General features: G+C 70.5%; 17 protein-coding genes and 1 riboswitch. Of the genes, 8 read left to right on the top strand and 9 right to left on the bottom strand.

Annotation, left to right across the window (positions count from 1 at the left end; all coding sequences use genetic code 11):
* Positions 1-130 precede the first annotated feature (130 nt).
* The 3 genes from AC30CM_RS09335 (at position 131) to AC30CM_RS09325 (ending at position 3,020) form a co-directional block, all read left to right on the top strand.
* On the top strand, positions 131-652 hold the full coding sequence (locus AC30CM_RS09335; RefSeq protein ID WP_490116570.1) for an Lrp/AsnC family transcriptional regulator: 522 nt from the start codon (positions 131-133) through the stop codon (positions 650-652).
* Positions 653-693: 41 nt separating this feature from the next.
* A complete protein-coding gene (locus tag AC30CM_RS09330; protein WP_490116569.1) occupies positions 694-1,728 on the top strand; it encodes an SMP-30/gluconolactonase/LRE family protein in 1,035 nt (344 codons plus the stop codon).
* 101 nt (positions 1,729-1,829) lie between these two features.
* Complete coding sequence (locus tag AC30CM_RS09325) at positions 1,830-3,020, top strand: D-alanyl-D-alanine carboxypeptidase family protein (RefSeq protein ID WP_490116568.1); 1,191 nt, start codon at positions 1,830-1,832, stop codon at positions 3,018-3,020.
* On the opposite strand, the gene yhjD is transcribed toward AC30CM_RS09325, so the two are convergent.
* From yhjD to AC30CM_RS09310, 3 genes are read right to left on the bottom strand one after another with little or no spacing between them, the layout of a single operon-like run.
* Positions 3,017-4,039 (bottom strand): inner membrane protein YhjD, encoded by a 1,023-nt coding sequence (yhjD, locus tag AC30CM_RS09320; RefSeq protein ID WP_490116567.1) that lies wholly within the window; start codon positions 4,037-4,039, stop codon positions 3,017-3,019. The two genes, AC30CM_RS09325 and yhjD, sit on opposite strands and share 4 nt — an antisense overlap.
* 35 nt (positions 4,040-4,074) lie before the next feature.
* Complete coding sequence (trpS, locus tag AC30CM_RS09315) at positions 4,075-5,103, bottom strand: tryptophan--tRNA ligase (protein WP_490116566.1); 1,029 nt, start codon at positions 5,101-5,103, stop codon at positions 4,075-4,077.
* Between the two features lie 10 nt (positions 5,104-5,113).
* Positions 5,114-5,932 (bottom strand): exodeoxyribonuclease III, encoded by an 819-nt coding sequence (locus tag AC30CM_RS09310; protein WP_490116565.1) that lies wholly within the window; start codon positions 5,930-5,932, stop codon positions 5,114-5,116.
* Between the two features lie 154 nt (positions 5,933-6,086).
* Between AC30CM_RS09310 and AC30CM_RS09305 the strand changes: the two genes are divergently transcribed.
* Positions 6,087-6,935, top strand: coding sequence for an alpha/beta fold hydrolase (locus AC30CM_RS09305; RefSeq protein ID WP_490116564.1), 849 nt, complete (start codon positions 6,087-6,089; stop codon positions 6,933-6,935).
* Between the two features lie 31 nt (positions 6,936-6,966).
* Here AC30CM_RS09305 and AC30CM_RS09300 read toward each other — a convergent pair whose 3' ends face one another.
* Positions 6,967-9,204 carry an NADP-dependent isocitrate dehydrogenase gene (locus tag AC30CM_RS09300; protein WP_490116563.1) on the bottom strand — a complete coding sequence of 746 codons (2,238 nt, stop codon included), beginning with the start codon at positions 9,202-9,204 and terminating at the stop codon, positions 6,967-6,969.
* A gap of 150 nt (positions 9,205-9,354) precedes the next feature.
* A riboswitch (SAM riboswitch) is annotated at positions 9,355-9,475 on the top strand.
* Between the two features lie 43 nt (positions 9,476-9,518).
* On the opposite strand from AC30CM_RS09300, the gene AC30CM_RS09295 reads away from it, so the two are divergent.
* The 3 genes from AC30CM_RS09295 to AC30CM_RS09285 are packed head-to-tail and all read left to right on the top strand — an operon-like array spanning position 9,519 to position 12,792.
* Complete coding sequence (locus tag AC30CM_RS09295) at positions 9,519-10,886, top strand: bifunctional o-acetylhomoserine/o-acetylserine sulfhydrylase (protein ID WP_490116562.1); 1,368 nt, start codon at positions 9,519-9,521, stop codon at positions 10,884-10,886.
* A gap of 14 nt (positions 10,887-10,900) precedes the next feature.
* A complete protein-coding gene (metX, locus tag AC30CM_RS09290) occupies positions 10,901-12,055 on the top strand; it encodes a homoserine O-acetyltransferase MetX (RefSeq protein ID WP_490116604.1) in 1,155 nt (384 codons plus the stop codon).
* Positions 12,052-12,792: a class I SAM-dependent methyltransferase gene (locus AC30CM_RS09285; RefSeq protein ID WP_490116561.1), complete on the top strand. Its 741-nt coding sequence runs from the start codon at positions 12,052-12,054 to the stop codon at positions 12,790-12,792. Before metX ends, AC30CM_RS09285 begins: the two co-directional genes overlap by 4 nt.
* Here the strand turns inward: AC30CM_RS09285 and AC30CM_RS09280 are convergent.
* The 4 genes from AC30CM_RS09280 to AC30CM_RS09265 all read right to left on the bottom strand — a co-directional run bounded on the left by AC30CM_RS09280 (position 12,756) and on the right by AC30CM_RS09265 (position 16,138).
* Positions 12,756-14,300, bottom strand: coding sequence for an FAD-dependent monooxygenase (locus tag AC30CM_RS09280; protein WP_490116560.1), 1,545 nt, complete (start codon positions 14,298-14,300; stop codon positions 12,756-12,758). The two genes, AC30CM_RS09285 and AC30CM_RS09280, sit on opposite strands and share 37 nt — an antisense overlap.
* A 2-nt stretch (positions 14,301-14,302) precedes the next feature.
* Entirely contained in the window at positions 14,303-14,920 is a 618-nt protein-coding gene (locus AC30CM_RS09275) for a TetR family transcriptional regulator (RefSeq protein ID WP_490116559.1), read from the bottom strand.
* Between the two features lie 79 nt (positions 14,921-14,999).
* Positions 15,000-15,293: a DUF3017 domain-containing protein gene (locus tag AC30CM_RS09270; RefSeq protein WP_490116558.1), complete on the bottom strand. Its 294-nt coding sequence runs from the start codon at positions 15,291-15,293 to the stop codon at positions 15,000-15,002.
* Positions 15,290-16,138 carry a bifunctional methylenetetrahydrofolate dehydrogenase/methenyltetrahydrofolate cyclohydrolase gene (locus AC30CM_RS09265; protein WP_490116557.1) on the bottom strand — a complete coding sequence of 283 codons (849 nt, stop codon included), beginning with the start codon at positions 16,136-16,138 and terminating at the stop codon, positions 15,290-15,292. The genes AC30CM_RS09270 and AC30CM_RS09265 overlap by 4 nt, the downstream gene beginning before the upstream one ends.
* Positions 16,139-16,164: 26 nt before the next feature.
* Between AC30CM_RS09265 and AC30CM_RS09260 the strand changes: the two genes are divergently transcribed.
* Complete coding sequence (locus AC30CM_RS09260; protein ID WP_490116556.1) at positions 16,165-17,367, top strand: NADH:flavin oxidoreductase; 1,203 nt, start codon at positions 16,165-16,167, stop codon at positions 17,365-17,367.
* Here the strand turns inward: AC30CM_RS09260 and AC30CM_RS09255 are convergent.
* A complete protein-coding gene (locus tag AC30CM_RS09255) occupies positions 17,356-17,814 on the bottom strand; it encodes a hypothetical protein (protein ID WP_490116555.1) in 459 nt (152 codons plus the stop codon). The two genes, AC30CM_RS09260 and AC30CM_RS09255, sit on opposite strands and share 12 nt — an antisense overlap.
* Positions 17,815-17,839: the final 25 nt, after the last annotated feature.

Raw genomic sequence — 17,839 nt, 5'->3', positions numbered from 1 at the left:
CTCACGCTATCGCGTGACGGTGCACCTCGGCTACCGTGATGCAACGCATTCGGGCGCACAGCACATCGTGCACGCTTGATTTCGTCGGATTGGTTGCCCGCGATGACGGATTCCGTGCACAATCTCTCCCATGCCCTCCCCTGACGCCCAGCCCGGGGCGCAGGCCGTCTCGCTGCGCATCAACCACTCCCGCCCCGGCGCGGCCTACCAGCTCGACGAGCTGTCGAAGGCGATCGTCGAGAAACTGCAGCAGGACGGCAGGCGGTCCTACGCCGGCATCGGCAAGGCCGTCGGCCTGTCCGAGGCCGCCGTCCGCCAACGCGTCCAGCGCATGGTCGACGCGGGGGTCATGCAGATCGTCGCCGTCACCGACCCCATGCAACTCGGCTTCGCCCGCCAAGCCATGATCGGCATCCGCTGCACCGGCGACACCACCAAGGTCGCCGAACAACTCGCCGCGATCGAATCCGTCGACTACGTCGTGCTCACCGCGGGCTCGTTCGACGCCATCGTCGAGGTCGTCTGCGAAGACGACGGCGACCTCCTCGACCTGCTCAACACCAAGATCCGCGCCGTCCCCGGCGTGATCTCCACCGAGACCCTGGTCTACTTGAAACTCGTCAAGCAGCAATACAATTGGGGCACCCGATGATGGTCGGCCGGGCCCCCGATAACCCCGACGCGTCCTGACCCGTGGGCACCTCCCGACGCAAACCGCCCATCCACCCCGTGCGGTGGCAGCCCCCACCGATCGCCGAGCTGCCGGCCCACCCGCCTCGGCCGCTCACCGTGGTGCCGATCGGCGGCGACGGGCCCGAGGACGTGGTCACCGACGCCGACGGCCGGTTGTGGACGGGTCTCGTGGACGGGCGCATCGTGCGTTGCGCACCCGACGGTTCCGACCCCGTCGTCGTCGCCCACACGGGTGGCCGCCCGCTCGGCATGCACGTCGCGCGCGACGGCCGCGTGCTGATCTGCGACAGCCACCGCGGACTGCTCGCGCTCGACCCGGCAACCGGTCGGCTCGACGTCCTGGTCACCGCCATCGACGCGGGCACCGGGCGCTCCGCGGGCTCGCCGCCGCGCAGCCGTCCGCTGCGGTTCTGCTCCAACGTGACCGAGACGGCGGACGGCACGATCTACTTCACCGAGTCGACCAGCGACTTCCACTTCGAGCACTTCCTCGGCGCCATCCTCGAGGGCCGCGGGACGGGCGCGCTTCATCGACTGGCGCCAGACGGCACCGTGACGACCCTGGTCGACGGGCTGTACTTCGCCAACGGCGTGACGGTCACCGCGGACGGGTCCGCGCTGGTGTTCGCCGAGACGCTGGCCCGCAGGTTGTCCACGTACTGGCTCGGCGGCGACCGCGAGGGCACCGTGACCCCGCTCGTCGAGCACCTGCCCGGGATGCCGGACAACATCTCGACGGGATCCGACGGCCGCATCTGGACGGCGCTGGTCACCCCGGCCAACCGCAGCGCCGAGGCGCTGATGCCGAGGGCGCCGTGGATCCGCCGCCTCCTGTGGCGGTTGCCGTCGCGGGTGCAGCCCAAGATCGACCCCGAGGTGTGGGTGGAGGCCTTCGATCCCGGCAGCGGCGACGTCGTCGACGGCGTGCACACGACCCACCCCCACTTCGGGGGCGTCACCGGCGTGGTCGAGACCGACGGTCGACTGTGGATGTCGACGATCCAATTCCCGGCACTCGCGTACTGCGCCCTCTAGACCTGGCCCCGAGCGCCCGGCAACCTCACCAGACACATTGATCACACCGGTCACAGCGTGGCAACCACACGCGAGCGCAGCCGTCTCCTAACCTGCGGAGAATGGTCATCCCCCGCCGCCTCGCCGCGGTGGCCGTCGCCGCCGTGTTCGCGGTCGCACCGGCCATCGTCGGCGCACCCGTCGCACGCGCCGACGACCCGTGCCCGTACAAGGTGGCCACGCCGCCCGCCGTCGACGACTCCGAGGTCCCCACGGCAGGCCCGGCACCCGAGCCCCTGCCGGTGCCCGCCTCCCCGCTGGGCGGTGACGCGCTGTCGGGCTGCGGCGTCATCACCGCGCCCGGCGCGCCGCCCGTCCCCCAGGACGTCTCCGCCGAGGCCTGGCTGGTGGCCGACCTCGACAGCGGCGACATCATCGCCGCCCGCGATCCGCACGGCAGGCATCGGCCCGCCAGCATCATCAAGGTGCTCGTCGCCATGCAGTCGCTCCGAGATCTCCCACTCAACAAGCAGGTCGTCGGCACCCCGGACGACGCCGCCGCCGAAGGCACCAAGATCGGCGTCAAGGACGGCAGCGTCTACACCGTCAACGACCTGCTCCACGGCCTGCTCATGCACTCGGGCAACGACGCCGCGCATGCCCTCAGCGGTCAGTTGGGCGGCATGGACACCGCACTGCGCAAGATCAACGAGCTGGCGGGCAAGCTCGGCGGACGGGACACGCGCGCCGCGACGCCGTCCGGCCTGGACGGACCCGGCATGAGCACGTCGGCCTACGACATCGGCCTGTTCTACCGCTACGCGTGGCAGAACAAGGTGTTCAGCGACATCGTCGCCACCCAGACCTACCAGCTGCCCGAGTACGAACTCGAGAACGACAACAAGCTGCTGGCCAACTATCCCGGGGCCATGGGCGGCAAGACCGGCTACACCGACGACGCCGGGCAGACCTTCGTCGGCGCCGCCAACCGCGACGGCCGCAGGCTGGTGGCCGTGCTGCTGCGCGGCACCCGACAGCCCATCGCACCGTGGGAGCAGGCCGCGCGGTTGCTCGACTACGGGTTCGCGACGCCGCCGGGGACCAAGATCGGGTCGCTCATCGACCCCGACCCGTCGCTGCTGCCCAAGGATCCGACCGCCGTCTCGACGTTGGACGCCGCCCGCGACCTCACGTCGGTGCTACCGCCCGAGGACGCCACCCCGGTCCGCGTCGGGGTGGGCGTCATCGGCTCGCTGATCGTGTTCGGCCTCATCATGGGTGCGCGATCGATGAACCGCCGCTCGATGCGTTAACGCCGCCGGGTCAGCTGCGAGAGCCCAAGGGCGCCAAGCGCACCCACGGCCACCGCCGCGACGGCACTGCCGGGGCCGAGCCCCTCCCGCACCTGCAGCCGCGTGGTGATCTCGGCCGGGTCCGGCGGATCGACCGGGGCGGCGGCGAGATTCTCGGCGGAGGTGGCCGCGAACGCCGTCGCGAACAGGATCAACCGCGACGTCACGTAGGCGAACACCATGAGACCCAGCACCGGCCCGAACGTCGCCCCCGCCGGGCCGGTGACCACCGACTGCAGATAGATCGACGCGACCTGCTTGAAGATCTCGAACCCGATGGCGGCGAGCAACCCGGCCCGCACCGAGCTGCGGAAGCTCACCGACTCGCGCGGCAACCGGGCGATGATCCAGGTGAACAGCAGCCACGACACCACCAGCGACAGCACCAGCGAGGCCAGGAACAGCGCCACCCCGGCACCCGGAACGTTCTGCAGCCGCAGGAGTTCCAGTATCTTGCGCAGCACTCCGGAACTCCCGACCGCGGTCAGCGCGATCGTGACGAGCAGCGCGACGAACGTGGACACCAGCGCCAGCAGGTCCGAGAGCTTGGTGCGCACGAAGCTCACCGGCTGGCGGCGCTGCAGCCACATCTCCGACAGCGCCTCGCGCAGGTTTGCCATCCAGCCCAGCCCGGCCCACGCGGCCGTGGCCAGGCCGATGATGCCGACGGACGTCCGCGACTCGATCGCGGAATCCATCAGCTTGATCAGCTGGTCGCTGACGTCGCCGCTCACCGCTGCCCTGATGCGGTCCTCGACCTGCGCCAGCATCGCCGCATCGTTGGCCAGCACGAACCCGGCGGCGGCGAACGTCACCATGATCAGCGGGAACAGCGCGAACACCGTGAAGTAGGTGATGCCGGCCGCAAAGAAGTCGCCCTTGCACTCGGTGTAGCGCTGCTGCGCGCGCAGAGTGCGGTCCAGCCAGCCGTAGCGAGCCCGGAGCCGCTCGAGCAGGCCCGGTGCGTCCGGTTCGGTCATGCGGGCCCCCTCGTCGATCGTGGCGTCGCGCTCGGCTACCGCCGGCCGGGGCGCGGCAGGAATCCCATGCGGTCGTATACCCGGTTCAGCGTCGCGGCAGTCAGCTCGTTGGCGCGGTCGGCCCCCGCCGCCAGCACCGCCTCCAGCTCGGCCGGGTCGGCCAGCAGCTCGTCGACCCGAGCCTTGATGGGCGTCACGAACTCGACGACGGCGTCGGCGGTGTCGGACTTCAGGTCCCCGTAGCCACGGCCCTCGTACCCGGCGACGAGCGCCTCGACGTCGGCGCCCGTGACGGCGGCCTGGATGGTCAGCAGGTTGGACACGCCGGGCTTCGCCTCGCGGTCGAACCGGATCTCCCGCTCGCTGTCGGTCACGGCAGACCGGATCTTCTTGGCGGTCTTCTTGGGGTCGTCGAGCAGGCTGATCAGCCCGGCGTCGGTGTCGGCCGACTTGCTCATCTTCGCCGTCGGATCCTGCAGGTCGTAGATCTTGGCCGAGGCCTTGGGGATCATCGCCTCGGGCACCACGAACGTGCCGGGGAAGCGGGCGTTGATGCGCTGGGCCACGTCGCGGGCCAGCTCCAGGTGCTGGCGCTGGTCCTCCCCCACCGGCACCAGGTTGGTGTCGTAGAGCAGGACGTCGGCCGCCATCAGCACGGGATAGGTGAACAGCCCCACGGTGGTCGCGTCGGCACCCTGCTTCTGCGACTTGTCCTTGAACTGCGTCATCCGCGACGCCTGTCCGAAGCCGGTGAAACACCCCAGCACCCAAGCCAATTCGGCATGAGCGGGAACGTGACTCTGCACCAGCACGGTGGCCTTCGACGGGTCCACGCCCAGGGCGAGGTACTGCGCGGCGGTCACCAGGGTGCGGCGGCGCAGCGTTTCCGGATCCTGCGCCACCGTGATGGCGTGCAGGTCGACGACGCAGAAGAAGGCCTCGTAGTCGTGCTGCAGCGCCACCCACTGCTTGACGGCGCCCAGCGCGTTGCCCAGGTGCAGGGAATCCGAGGTGGGCTGCGCGCCGGAGAAGACGACGGGACGGGTCGTGGTGGGCTCGCTCATGATGCGTCGATCATGTCACGGCGGGCAAACCGTATTCGACGGTGACGGGCGCGTGATCGGACCAGCGCAGGGCGTAGGCCGCGGCACGCTCGACGCGCGCCGCGGTGGCGCTCGCGGCCAGGGACGTCGTGGCCAGCTGATAGTCGATGCGCCAGCCCGCGTCGTTGTCGAACGCCTTGCCGCGCCACGACCACCAGCTGTAGGGCCCCGGCACCTCGGGATGCAGCGCGCGCACCACGTCGACCCATCCGGTGGCCAGCACGTCGGTCACCCACTGCCGTTCGCTCGGCAGGAAGCCGGCCTTCTTGCGGTTGGCCTTCCACGCCTTGATGTCCAGTTCGGTGTGGCCGATGTTCCAGTCGCCGCACACCACGGCGTCGCGGCCCGTGCTGCCGAGATACCGCATGTGGGCGCCGACGGCCGCCAGGAAGCGTTCCTTCTCGCGCTGGCGTTCGGTCTCGGCCTCACCCGTCGGCACGTAGATGCTGGCCACGGTCAGATCGTCGACGTCGACCTCGAGATAGCGTCCGTGCGAGGCGAATTCGTCCTCGTTCAGCCCGACCTGCACGCGGGTGATGGGGGCGCGGCTCAGCACGGCGACGCCGTTGCGGCCCTTCAGATGTGGATCGGCCGACGCCAGGTGCCAGCCGTCGCCGAGCGCGGGGGCCAACGCCTGGGCCAGCTGGTCGTCGTCGGCGCGGGTCTCCTGCAGGCACACGACGTCGGCCGGCGTCGTCTTCAGCCAGGGAAGCAGGCCCAGGTTCTCGGCGGAGCGCTCCTTGACGGCGGCGCGGATCCCGTTGACGTTGATGGTGGTCACGATCGTCATCAGCGTCAGACCCTAATCGACCGCTGGTCGACCGCCTCGAGACGCCCGAACCACCGATGCAGTGCCTGCTGGGGAGCCCCCCCCGACCGGGACGGCAACGCGCGCCCCGTCCCGCACCCTTGCGGTACCGGCGGTATCACCTTAGGGTCGCCGCATGCCCGAACGCGCTCCCATCCACCTCGGGTCCGGCGAACCGGTCCTGCTGCTGCATCCGTTCCTGTGCTCGCAGAACGTGTGGCGGACGGTCGCCCAGCAGCTCGCCGGGCCCGGCCCCCACGAGGGCCGCTACGAGGTGTTCGCCCCCACGATGCTCGGCCACCACGGCGGCCCGCCCGCCGGCACCTGGTTCCTGGACACCGCGGCCCTGGTCGACGACGTCGAACGCCGGATGGACGCACTGGGCTGGGGCACGGCGCACGTCGTCGGCAACTCCCTCGGCGGCTGGGCGGCGTTCGAACTGGAACGCCGCGGCCGCGCCCGCACGCTGACCGGCATCGCCCCCGCGGGGGGCTGGCCGCAGCACGCCGCCACCAAGTACGAGACGGTGCTCAAGTTCCTGCTCGGCGGGCCCGCCCTGCTCGCGGCGCGGCTGATCGGCCCGCGCATCCTCGACCTTCCCGGTGTGCGGCGCCTCGCGACGTTGCCGGTGAGCGGCCCCGCCGACGGGCCGAGCCACCCCGACCTCGTCGAGCTGATCGAGGACGCGACGCACTGCCGGGCCTACTTCGCCCTCCTGGTCAAGACGCTGCGTCTGCCCGGGCTGCTGGAGCTGGCGAACGTCGCCGCCCCGACCCACCTGGTGCTGTGCGAGAAGGACCGCGTGTTCCCCAGCCCTCGCGGCAACCGGTACTTCCTGACGCACCTACCGTCCACCACGAAGGTCACCCGGCTACCGGGCTTGGGTCACATCCCCATGCTGGAGGCGCCCGGCCGGGTCGCGGAGCTGATCGCCGACTTCGTCGACCAGCACACCGAACCGGACCGGGCGGCCCCGAGCGCGTGAGCCGCACGAACGGCCCGGCCAGCCCGAACGGCTAGGCCTGGGCGGCGTCCAGCGCCTCGTTGAAGGTCTTGCTGGGGCGCATGACCGCGGCGGTCTTCTCCGGGTCCGGGTAGTAGTAGCCGCCGATGTCGGCGTTGCGGCCCTGCACCTCGTTCAGCTCGCTGACGATGGCCTCTTCGTTCTCGGCGAGCGTCTTGGCCAGCGCCGCGAAGTGGTCGGCCAGCTCCTTGTCCTCGCTCTGATCGGCCAGCGCCTGCGCCCAGTACATGGCCAGGTAGAACTGGCTGCCGCGGTTGTCCAGCTCACCGGCCTTGCGCGACGGGCTCTTGTTCTCGTCGAGCAGCCGGCCGGTCGCGGTGTCGAGCGTGGTGGCCAGCAGCTTGGCGCGCTGGTTGCCCGTCTTGTTGCCCAGGTCGTCGAGGCTGGCACCGAGCGCGAGGAACTCACCGAGCGAGTCCCAGCGCAGGTGGTTCTCCTCCAGCAACTGGCTGACGTGCTTGGGCGCCGAGCCGCCGGCACCCGTCTCGTACAGGCCGCCGCCGGCCATCAGCGGCACGATGGAGAGCATCTTGGCGCTGGTGCCCAGCTCCAGGATCGGGAACAGGTCGGTGAGGTAGTCGCGCAGGATGTTGCCGGTGGCGGCGATGGTGTCCTGGCCGCGCATGGCCCGCTCGATGGTGTGGCGCATGGCCCGCTCCTGCGACATCACCTGGATGTCGAGGCCCTCGGTGTCGTGGTCGGGCAGGTACTTGGCCACCTTCTTGCGCAGCTCGGCCTCGTGCGGGCGCTCCTGGTCCAGCCAGAAGACCACCGGCATCCCCGACAACCGCGTCCGGGTGACGGCGAGCTTCACCCAGTCCTGGATGGGCGCGTCCTTGACGATCGGCATGCGCCAGATGTCGCCCTCCTCGACGTTCTGCGAGAGCAACACCTCACCGGTGTCGACGTCCACGATGTTGGCGACGCCGTCCTCGGGGATCTCGAACGTCTTGTCGTGGCTGCCGTACTCCTCGGCCTTCTGCGCCATCAGACCGACGTTGGGCACCGTGCCCATGGTCCGCGGATCGAACTGGCCGTGCGTCTTGCAGAAGTTGACGATCTCCTGATAGATCCGCGAGAACGTCGACTCGGGGTTGACGGCCTTGGTGTCCTTGAGTCGCCCGTCGGCGCCGTACATCTTGCCGCCGGCGCGGATCATCGCGGGCATCGAGGCGTCGACGATGACGTCGCTGGGCGAGTGGAAATTGCTGATGCCGCGGGCGGAGTCCACCATCGCCAGCTCGGGCCGGTGCTCGTGACACGCGTGCAGGTCACGCACGATCTCCTCGCGCTGCGAGGCGGGCAACGACTCGATCTTGGAGTACAGGTCGGACAGCCCGTTGTTGACGTTGACGCCCAGCTCGTCGAAGAGCTTCTGGTGCTTGGCGAACGCGTCCTTGTAGAACACCTTGACCGCATGGCCGAACACGATGGGGTGGCTGACCTTCATCATCGTGGCCTTGACGTGCAGCGAGAACATCACGCCGGTCTTGTAGGCGTCCTCGATCTCGGCTTCGAAGAACTCGCAGAGCGCCTTCTTGCTCATGAACATGCTGTCGATGACGTCGCCGGCGTCGAGCTTCACCTCGGGCTTGAGCACCAGGGTGTCGCCGCTCTTGGTCTCCAGCACCATCTTGACGGTGCGCGCCTCGTCCAGCGTCATCGACTTCTCACCGTGATAGAAGTCACCGTGCTTCATGGTCGCGACGTGCGTGCGCGACGCCTGGGACCACTCCCCCATGCTGTGCGGGTGCTTGCGGGCGTACTCCTTGACCGCCTTGGGAGCGCGACGGTCCGAATTGCCCTCGCGCAGCACCGGGTTCACGGCGCTGCCGAGGACCTTGGAGTAGCGCTCCTTGATCGAGCGCTCGTCGTCGGTCTTCGGGTCGCCCGGGTAGTCGGGCAGGTCGTAGCCCTTCTGCCGGAGTTCCTTGATGGCGGCCAGCAGCTGCGGCACCGAGGCGCTGATGTTCGGCAGCTTGATGATGTTCGTCTCGGGCCGCTGCGTCAGCTCACCGAGGTGCCCGAGGTTGTCCGGCACCCGCTGGTCCTCGGGAAGGAGGTCGTTGAACTCCGCCAAGATGCGGGCGGCGACGGAGATGTCGCTGGTCTCGACCTCGATGCCGGCCGCCTCCGCGAACGTGCGGACCACTGGCAGGAAGGCGTACGTCGCAAGCAGCGGCGCCTCGTCGGTCAGCGTGTAGATGATGGTCGGCTTCTCTGCTCCCATGGTCACTCTCCCGGCGTCACGGTTTTTCGAACTGCACAGTCGAGTACGAACCTACGCGTAAGCGCGGTCCGGGGAGGCGGGTCCCCCCGGGCCCGTCCGGCGGGCGAACCCGCTGGCACGCCACGCCGCCGGTGAGCTAGGCTCCGAGGTGGTCATGAGTGCCAGCGTCAAGCCCCGGCTTGCTGGCCGGCAACCCTCCAACCGCGGTGGGGTGCCCCGGGAGACGACCAGGTTGAGTAGTCGGCAGGCGACTACGCGGCAAGCGCGGGTCCGGCACGGGCCCCGAGAGACCAGGGAACCCGGAGGCACCCATCATGTCCACACCCAGCACCTCTCCGTCCGACGCCGCTGACGGCACCCCCGAGGACCGGTCGGCGCGTTGGTCGTTCGAGACCAAGCAGGTACACGCCGGGCAAACCCCGGACGTCGCCACGAACGCCCGGGCACTGCCCATCTACCAGACCACCTCGTACACGTTCGACAGCACCGACCACGCGGCGGCACTGTTCGGCCTGGCCGAGCCGGGCAACATCTACACGCGGATCATGAACCCCACCACCGACGTGGTCGAGCAACGCATCGCCGCGCTCGAGGGCGGCGTCGCGGGACTGTTCCTGTCGTCGGGCCAGGCCGCCGAGACCTTCGCGATCCTCAACCTGGCGTCGGCCGGCGACCACATCGTCTCCAGCCCACGGCTTTACGGCGGCACGTACAACCTGTTCCACTACACGCTGCCCAAACTCGGCATCGAGACCAGCTTCGTCGAGGACCCCGACGACCTCGACTCGTGGCGGGCGGCCGTACGCCCCAACACCAAGGCGTTCTACGGCGAGTCCATCTCCAACCCCCAAATCGACGTGCTCGACATCCCGGGCGTCGCCGGCGTCGCGCACGACCACGGCGTGCCGCTGATCGTCGACAACACCATCGCCACCCCCTACCTGATCCAGCCCATCGCGCACGGCGCCGACATCGTCGTGCACTCCGCGACGAAGTACCTGGGGGGACACGGTTCGGCCATCGCGGGCGTCATCGTCGACGGCGGCACGTTCGACTGGACCCAGGGCCGCCACCCCGGCTTCACCGAGCCGGATCCCAGCTACCACGGCGTCGTGTTCGCCGAGCTCGGCGCACCCGCCTACGCGTTGAAGGCTCGGGTGCAACTGCTGCGCGACCTCGGCTCGGCGGCCGCACCGTTCAACGCCTTCCTCGTCGCCCAGGGCCTCGAGACGCTGAGCCTGCGCGTCGAGCGCCACGTGAGCAACGCCCAGCGCGTCGCCGAGTACCTCGAAGGCCATCCCGACGTGCTGTCGGTGAACTACGCCGGGCTGCCCAGCTCCCCCTGGCACGAGCGTGCGAAGACGTTGGCGCCCAAGGGTACCGGCGCCGTGCTGGCGTTCGAGCTGCGCGGCGGCATCACCGCGGGCAAGGCGTTCGTCGACGCGCTCGAGCTGCACAGCCACGTCGCGAACATCGGCGACGTGCGGTCGCTGGTGATCCATCCCGCCTCGACCACGCACCAGCAGCTGTCACCGGAGGAGCAGTTGGCCTCCGGCGTCACACCGGGTTTGGTGCGGTTGGCCGTCGGCATCGAGGGCATCGACGACATCCTGGCCGACCTCGAGTTGGGCTTCGCCGCCGCCAAGGCCGTCGGCGACGACCGAACGGTGGCATCGGCGTGACGGCGTTCGACACCTTGCCCAACGTCACGCCGCCCAACGTCACGCCGCCCACCCGTACGACCGAGCTACCCGCCGAGGGCGAGATCGGCATCGTCGACGTCGGCGCGCTGACGCTGGAGAGCGGCGCGGTGCTCGACGACGTCGCCATCGCGGTGCAGCGCTGGGGCGAGCTGTCGCCCGAGCGCGACAACGTCGTGATGGTGCTGCACGCCCTGACCGGCGACTCACACGTCACGGGACCCGCAGGCCCCGACCATCCCAGCCCCGGCTGGTGGGACGGCGTGGCGGGCCCGGGAGCGCCCATCGACACCGACCGGTGGTGCGCCATCGCGACCAACGTGCTGGGGGGTTGCCGCGGCTCCACCGGCCCGAGTTCGCCTGCGCCGGACGGCAAGCCGTACGGCTCCCGCTTTCCGGCCATCACGGTGCGAGACCAGGTGACCGCCGATCTGGCCGCGCTCGCGGCGCTGGGCGTCACGCGGGTCGCGGCCGTCGTCGGCGGGTCCATGGGCGGCGCCCGCGCGCTGGAGTGGATCGTCGGCCACCCCGAGACGGTCGGCGCCGCACTGGTCCTGGCCGTCGGCGCTCGCGCCACCGCCGATCAGATCGGCACCCAGAGCAGTCAGGTCGCCGCCATCAAGGCCGACCCGAATTGGCAGGGCGGCGACTACTACGGCACCGGGCGGACTCCGGAGACCGGGATGGAGATCGCGCGCCGCTTCGCCCACCTCACCTATCGCGGCGAGGTCGAACTCGACGAACGCTTCGGCAACGACGCCCAGGGCGAGGAGCGCCCCACCGAGGGCGGCCGCTACGCGGTGCAGAGCTACCTGGAACATCAGGGCGGCAAGCTGGCCAGGCGTTTCGACGCGGGCACCTACGTCGCGCTCACCGACGCCTTGAGCAGTCACGACGTGGGCCGCGGACGCGGCGGCATCGCCGCGGCGCTGCAGGCCTGCACCGTCCCGGTGGTCGTCGGCGGCATCACCTCCGACCGCCTCTACCCGCTGCGCCTGCAGCAGGAACTGGCCGACCTGCTGCCCACCTGCGTCGAACTCGACGTCGTGGACTCCGCGTACGGCCATGACGGCTTTCTGGTGGAGACCGATCACGTCGGTGAATTGATCAGGCGCACACTGGAAGTGGCATCGCAGGTGACGAACCGGTGACGGTCGACGATCCGTCCCGGCAGGAGCAGTCACTGTCGTTCGGGGCGGCCGCGGCCGCCTACGAACGCGGCCGCCCGTCGTATCCGCCGGAGGCCATCGACTGGCTGCTGCCGCCGGGCGCCCGGCACGTGCTCGACCTGGGCGCGGGCACCGGCAAGCTCACCGTGCGCCTCGTCGAACGCGGCCTGGACGTCACGGCCGTCGATCCCATCCCCGAGATGCTCGAGGTGCTCAGCTCCTCGCTGCCCGACACCCCGGCCCTGCTGGGAACCGCCGAGGACATCCCGCTGCCCGACGACAGCGTCGACTCGGTCCTGGTGGCGCAGGCATGGCATTGGTTCGACGCCGAGCGCGCGCTGCGCGAGGTTGCCCGCGTGCTGCGCCCCGGTGGCCGGCTGGGCCTGGTGTGGAACAACCGGGACGAACGCATGGGTTGGGTGAAGGACCTGGGTCGCATCATCGGCCACGAGATGGACCCGTTCAGCCAGACCGTGGACCTGCCCGCCCCGTTCACCGACATCGATCGCCACCAGGTGGAGTGGACGAGTTACCTGACCCCCCAGGCACTCATCGACCTGGTGGCATCGCGCAGCTACTGCATCACGTCCCCCGACGAGGTGCGCACCCGCACGCTCGACCGGGTGCGCGACCTGCTCGCCACGCATCCCGCCCTGGCGAACACCACCGGGTTGGCGCTGCCCTACGTGACGGTCTGCATCCGGGCCACGCTGGACTGAGCCCCGCACCACCGCCGCAGCGCTGCCTCCAGACCCGCGAGCGCCGAGCCGTCGAGGGTGTCGGCGGCCCATGCGACGTACCCGTCGGGACGGATCAGCAGCGCGGCGGCAGGCGCGTCACCCATGGTCGCCGCGACGACGTCGACCCGGTCCGGCACGGCGACCCGCAGGGTGCCGGTGAGGTCCAGCAGCACGGGACGGGCGGCGTGCAGCAGCGCGGTGAGCCGTCGGCCGTCGTCGAGCGCGACGTCGGGCACCATGTATCCGCTCAGCCGATGCAGGTCACCCGTCTCGTAGCGGACGTCGGCGCCGGCCAGCAGGCGCGCGACGAGCGCGGCGGCCTCCGGCAGCGCCAGCACCTCACCGAGCAGCGTGCGCAGCGCCGCCACCTCGGGACCCGGTGCGGTGAGCGCGATCTGGGCCTGCGAGTGCAGCATGACCCGCTCCCCCACCGGGTGGCGCTCGCTCTGGTAGGTGTCGAGCAGCTCGGCCGATGCCCACCCGTCGACGACGGCGGCCAGCTTCCAGCCGAGGTTCAGCGCGTCCTGCAGGCCGAGGTTCAACCCGGGCCCGCCCATGGCGGAGTGCACGTGGGCGGCGTCGCCGACCAGCAGCACGGGACCCTTCCGGTACGCGTCGGCCTGTCTGCTGTTCTGCCCCTCGATGCGGCGCATGGCGTGCGGGCCGGGTCCTCGGGCGGCGTCGAAGGGCACGTCGACCCCCAGGACGCGGCGCAGGCTGCGGCGCAGTTCGTCGTAGGTCAGCTCGCCGGTGGCGTCCGTGGACACCGGCCCCCACTCCAGCGTGCCGAGCATCTGCCGGTCGTCACCGGGCGGCTGGAAGTAGATCACCATGCCGGTGTCGTAGCGGTTGTGGCCCATGGGAATCCGACCGAAACCGGGTACGTCGAGGGCGCCGTCGGCGGTGCGCAGCCCGTCGGGCAGGTTGACGTGCGCCACCCGGGCCACCGTCGCCGAGGTGTGCCCCCGAAAGCCGATGCCCGCGAGCTTGCGCACCGTGCTGCGCCCACCGTCGGCGCCGACGAGCCAGCCGGCGTGCAGCCGGTAGTCGCCGTCGGGGCCGGTCACCTCCACGGTGACACCGTCGTGGCCGGCGGCGCCGACGGCGTAGTCGCGCAGCGCATGTCCCCAGCGCACCTCGATGCCGAGTTCGCGGGCGCGCTCGTCGAGCAACTCCGTCAACCGCGGCTGGGTGATCATCTGCGCGAACATCGGATTGTCGGGCAGCCCAACGAGATCGAGCGGCAGACCCGAGAACGTCCACCCCGGCGCGGGCCGGGGCGGGTGGGGTTCATCGAAGAATCGGCGGTGCAGGCCTCGCATGTCGAGCTGGCGTACCACCTGCCCCACCAGGCCGTTGGCCTTGGGCTCGGCACTGGGCCCGGGCAGGGCGTCGAGTACGACGGGCCGCACGCCCGCCAGTGCCAGTTCGGTCGCCAGCAGCAGGCCGGTGGGCCCGGATCCAGCGATCACGACGTCGGTATGCATCCTCACTCCTTCGTGCGCTTCGGTTCGGGCAGTCCCGCGGCGACCGCCGCGAAACCGGTACGCATCAGCTCGGTGATCGCCACCGGAGGGTCGGCGGTGGCGTAGCCCTCCATCGCGGTGTCACCGACCGCCCGCACCACGGCGGCCACCAGCCGCGGATACTGGTCCGAGGGCTCCGTGCCGGTGCGCTCGGCGATGGCCGCCACCCAGTCGTCGTGCAGTTCGCGCGGGATGGCGCCACGCACCTCGGGCCGCATCAACAGCTTTCGGATCTCGGCGAGTTCGCCGGCGTTCGGGATGACGGCGGCCCCGGTGATGTCGGCGAGGTCGTCGTCGAGCGTCCCGGTGACGGCTTCGACGATCGCCGTCCACAGCGGTTCGTCGGCGGGTCGGGCGCGGAACGCGGCGACGCTGCGGCGCATCCGTTCGGCCATGCGGTAGGCCAGCGCCTCGTACTTGCCCGCGAAGTAGTTGTTGAAGGTGCGCAGGGAGACGCCGGCCAGGCTGGCGATGTCCTCGCGCGTCACCGCGTCGAAACCGCGCGTGAACGCCAGCTCCAGCGCGGCGTCGCTCAGCGCGCGGCGGGTGTCGGCCTTCTTGCGCTCGCGGAGTCCGGACATGCCGCCACCCTACGCGCAATCTTGCACACCGTGCAAGATTTCCCGGTGGGCAACTTTCGAGGGCGCCGAGCCGCCCGGTTCAGCTGGTACCGAGCGGGTCGATGGTCCACGCGATGTACAGCATCGCGGCGCTCACCGAGGCCGTGGTCGCGAAGTCGACGACCCGCGACCGCACGACCAGCAGACCCGCACGGTCCTCGGAGAGCGCCAGCCGCATGACGGCTGCGACACCCACGCCGATCGCCATCACCAGGGCGCCGCGGCGCCAGTAACCCGCCACCACGAGGGCGAACGCGGCGACGAAGAACACTGCGACCACCAGGATGGGCCACTGTCCCGCGAACACCTTGCGCGCGAACTCCCGTGGCGTCACACGCGCGCCTCGTCGGCCTCGACCACGTTGGTCAGCAGGAACGCCCGCGTCAGCGGACCCACCCCGCCGGGATTGGGCGAGACCGCCCCGGCGACCTCCCAGACGTCGGGCGCCACGTCGCCGGCCAGCTTGCCGTCCACGCGGCTCACGCCGACGTCGACCACCGCCGCGCCGGGCTTGACCATGTCCGCCGTGAGCATGTGGGGTACGCCCGCGGCGGCGATCACGATGTCGGCCTGCCGGGTCAGCGCGGGCAGGTCACGGGTGCCGGTGTGGCACAGCGTGACCGTGGCGTTCTCCGAGCGCCGCGTCAGCAACAGCCCCATGGGCCTGCCCACCGTCACGCCGCGACCGATCACCACGACGTGGGCGCCGGCGATGGGGACGTCGAAGCGGCGCAGCAGGTGCACGATGCCGCGCGGGGTGCACGGCAGCGGGGCGGGCTCGCCGAGCACCAGTCGCCCCAGGTTGGTCGGATGCAGGCCGTCGGCGTCCTTAGCCGGGTCGATGCGTTCGAGGGCGGCGTTCTCGTCCAGGTGCTTCGGCAGCGGCAACTGCACGATGTAACCGGTGCACTCGGGGTTGGCGTTCAGCTCGTCGATGGTCTCCTCGAGCGCGGCCTGGCTGATGTCACCGGGCAGGTCGCGCCGGATCGAGGTGATGCCCACCTTCGCGCAGTCGGCGTGCTTGCCGCGGACGTAGGCATGCGATCCGGGGTCGTCGCCCACCAGCACCGTGCCCAGCCCCGGCGTCCGGCCCGCCGCCGTCAACGCCGCGACGCGCTTCGTCAGGTCCTCGAAGATCTCGTCGCGCGTGGCCTTACCGTCCAAAGTCATCGCTCCCACGGGTTCGATTGTGGCAGGCTCGGTCCATGAACACTTCGCCCAATGTGTTCACCGACGTCTTCAGCCCGGCCCGGCTGGGTCCGGTGACCCTGCGCAACCGCGTGATCAAGTCCGCCACGTTCGAGGCGTCCACCCCGAATGCCCTGGTCACCGACGATCTGATCACCTACCACCGGCTGCCCGCCGCCGGCGGGGTCGGCATGACGACGGTGGCCTATCTCGCCGTGACGCCGGGAGGCCGCACCGACGGTGCGCAGATCTACTGGCGGCCCGAGGCGTTGCCGGGCCTACGCCGCCTCACCGACGCCATCCACGCCGAGGGCGCCGCGATCAGCGCACAGATCGGCCATGCCGGGCCGGTTGCCAACGCCAAGTCCAACAAGGCCCCGGCGCTGGCCCCGGTGCGGTTCTTCAACCCGATGTCCATGCGGTTCGCGCGGCGCGCCACGCCCGACGACATCCGCGCGGTGATCGACGCCCACGCCCAGGCCGTCCGCTACGCCATCGACGTCGGGTTCGACGCCGTGGAGATCCACCTGGGTCACAACTACTTCGCGAGTTCGTTCCTGTCCCCGTTGATCAACCGCCGCGACGACGACTTCGGGGGCTCGTTGGAGAACCGCGCCCGGGTGGCCCGCGGTACGGTGCGCGCCGTCCGCGACGCCGTGGACCGCCACGGCGCGGGCCGCATCGCCGTCACCGCGAAGCTGTCGATGTCCGATGGCGTGCGCGGCGGCATCTCCGTCGACGAGGCCCTGCAGACGGCGAAGTGGCTCGAGGAGGACGGCGGGCTCGACGCGCTCGAACTCACCGCGGGCAGTTCGCTGGTGAACCCGATGTACCTGTTCCGCGGCGACGCCCCCGTCAAGGAGTTCGCCGGGGCCTTCGCGCCGCCGCTGCGCTGGGGCATCCGGGCGACCGGCAAGAAGTTCTTCCGGGAGTACCCCTACCGCGAGGCGTTCCTGCTGCGCGACGCCAAGAAGTTCCGCGCAGAACTCTCGATGCCGCTCATCCTGCTGGGCGGCATCACCAACCGCGAGTCCATGGACCTGGCGATGGCGGAGGGCTTCGAGTTCGTCGCCATGGGTCGGGCGCTGCTCGCCGAGCCGGACCTGATCAACCGCATCAAGGCCGACGGCACGGTGCGGTCGGCGTGCACCCACTGCAACAAGTGCATGGCGACGATCTACAGCCACACCCACTGCGTGGTGACCGGCTCACCCGGGTAGTTCGCCGGACGCCTTCACGATCGGGGCGGCGTCGGGCGGGCGCAGATCGACGAATTGCCGCATCGGCTCGTCGCGGACGATCCGCAGCCCCGAGGTCAGCAGCAGCTTGCGCGGCGACACCGTGTAGTCGACGCCGTCCCCGCGAACGCCGAAGCAGCCGTTGGTCATCGACGTCGCGGGCAGCCTCAGTTCGGCTCGGTCGCGCAACCGCACGCCGCGATACTCGAGCCGCCCGCGCGCGTCCGCGCAGACGGCCACCAGGGACTGCTCGGTGCGCCCCACGACCATCGGCTTCGCCGGCGCCTCGCAGCGGGCCGCGAAGCCGACGAAACCGCGCCCGTCGACGGGCAGGTCGCCCGGCGCCGCATGGGCCGTCGGCAAAGGCAACGCAACGGTCATGCCCACGACGGCGAGCATCCTTGCCGCCCACCGCAAACACTTCGTCATCGGTCGACGACACCACGGCGATGCG

It is taken from the genome of Mycobacterium sp. DHQP2018-32-09 (assembly GCF_058148405.1).
Note: the sequence above shows the minus strand (reverse complement) of the source record. Positions and strands in the feature narration are given on the sequence as shown.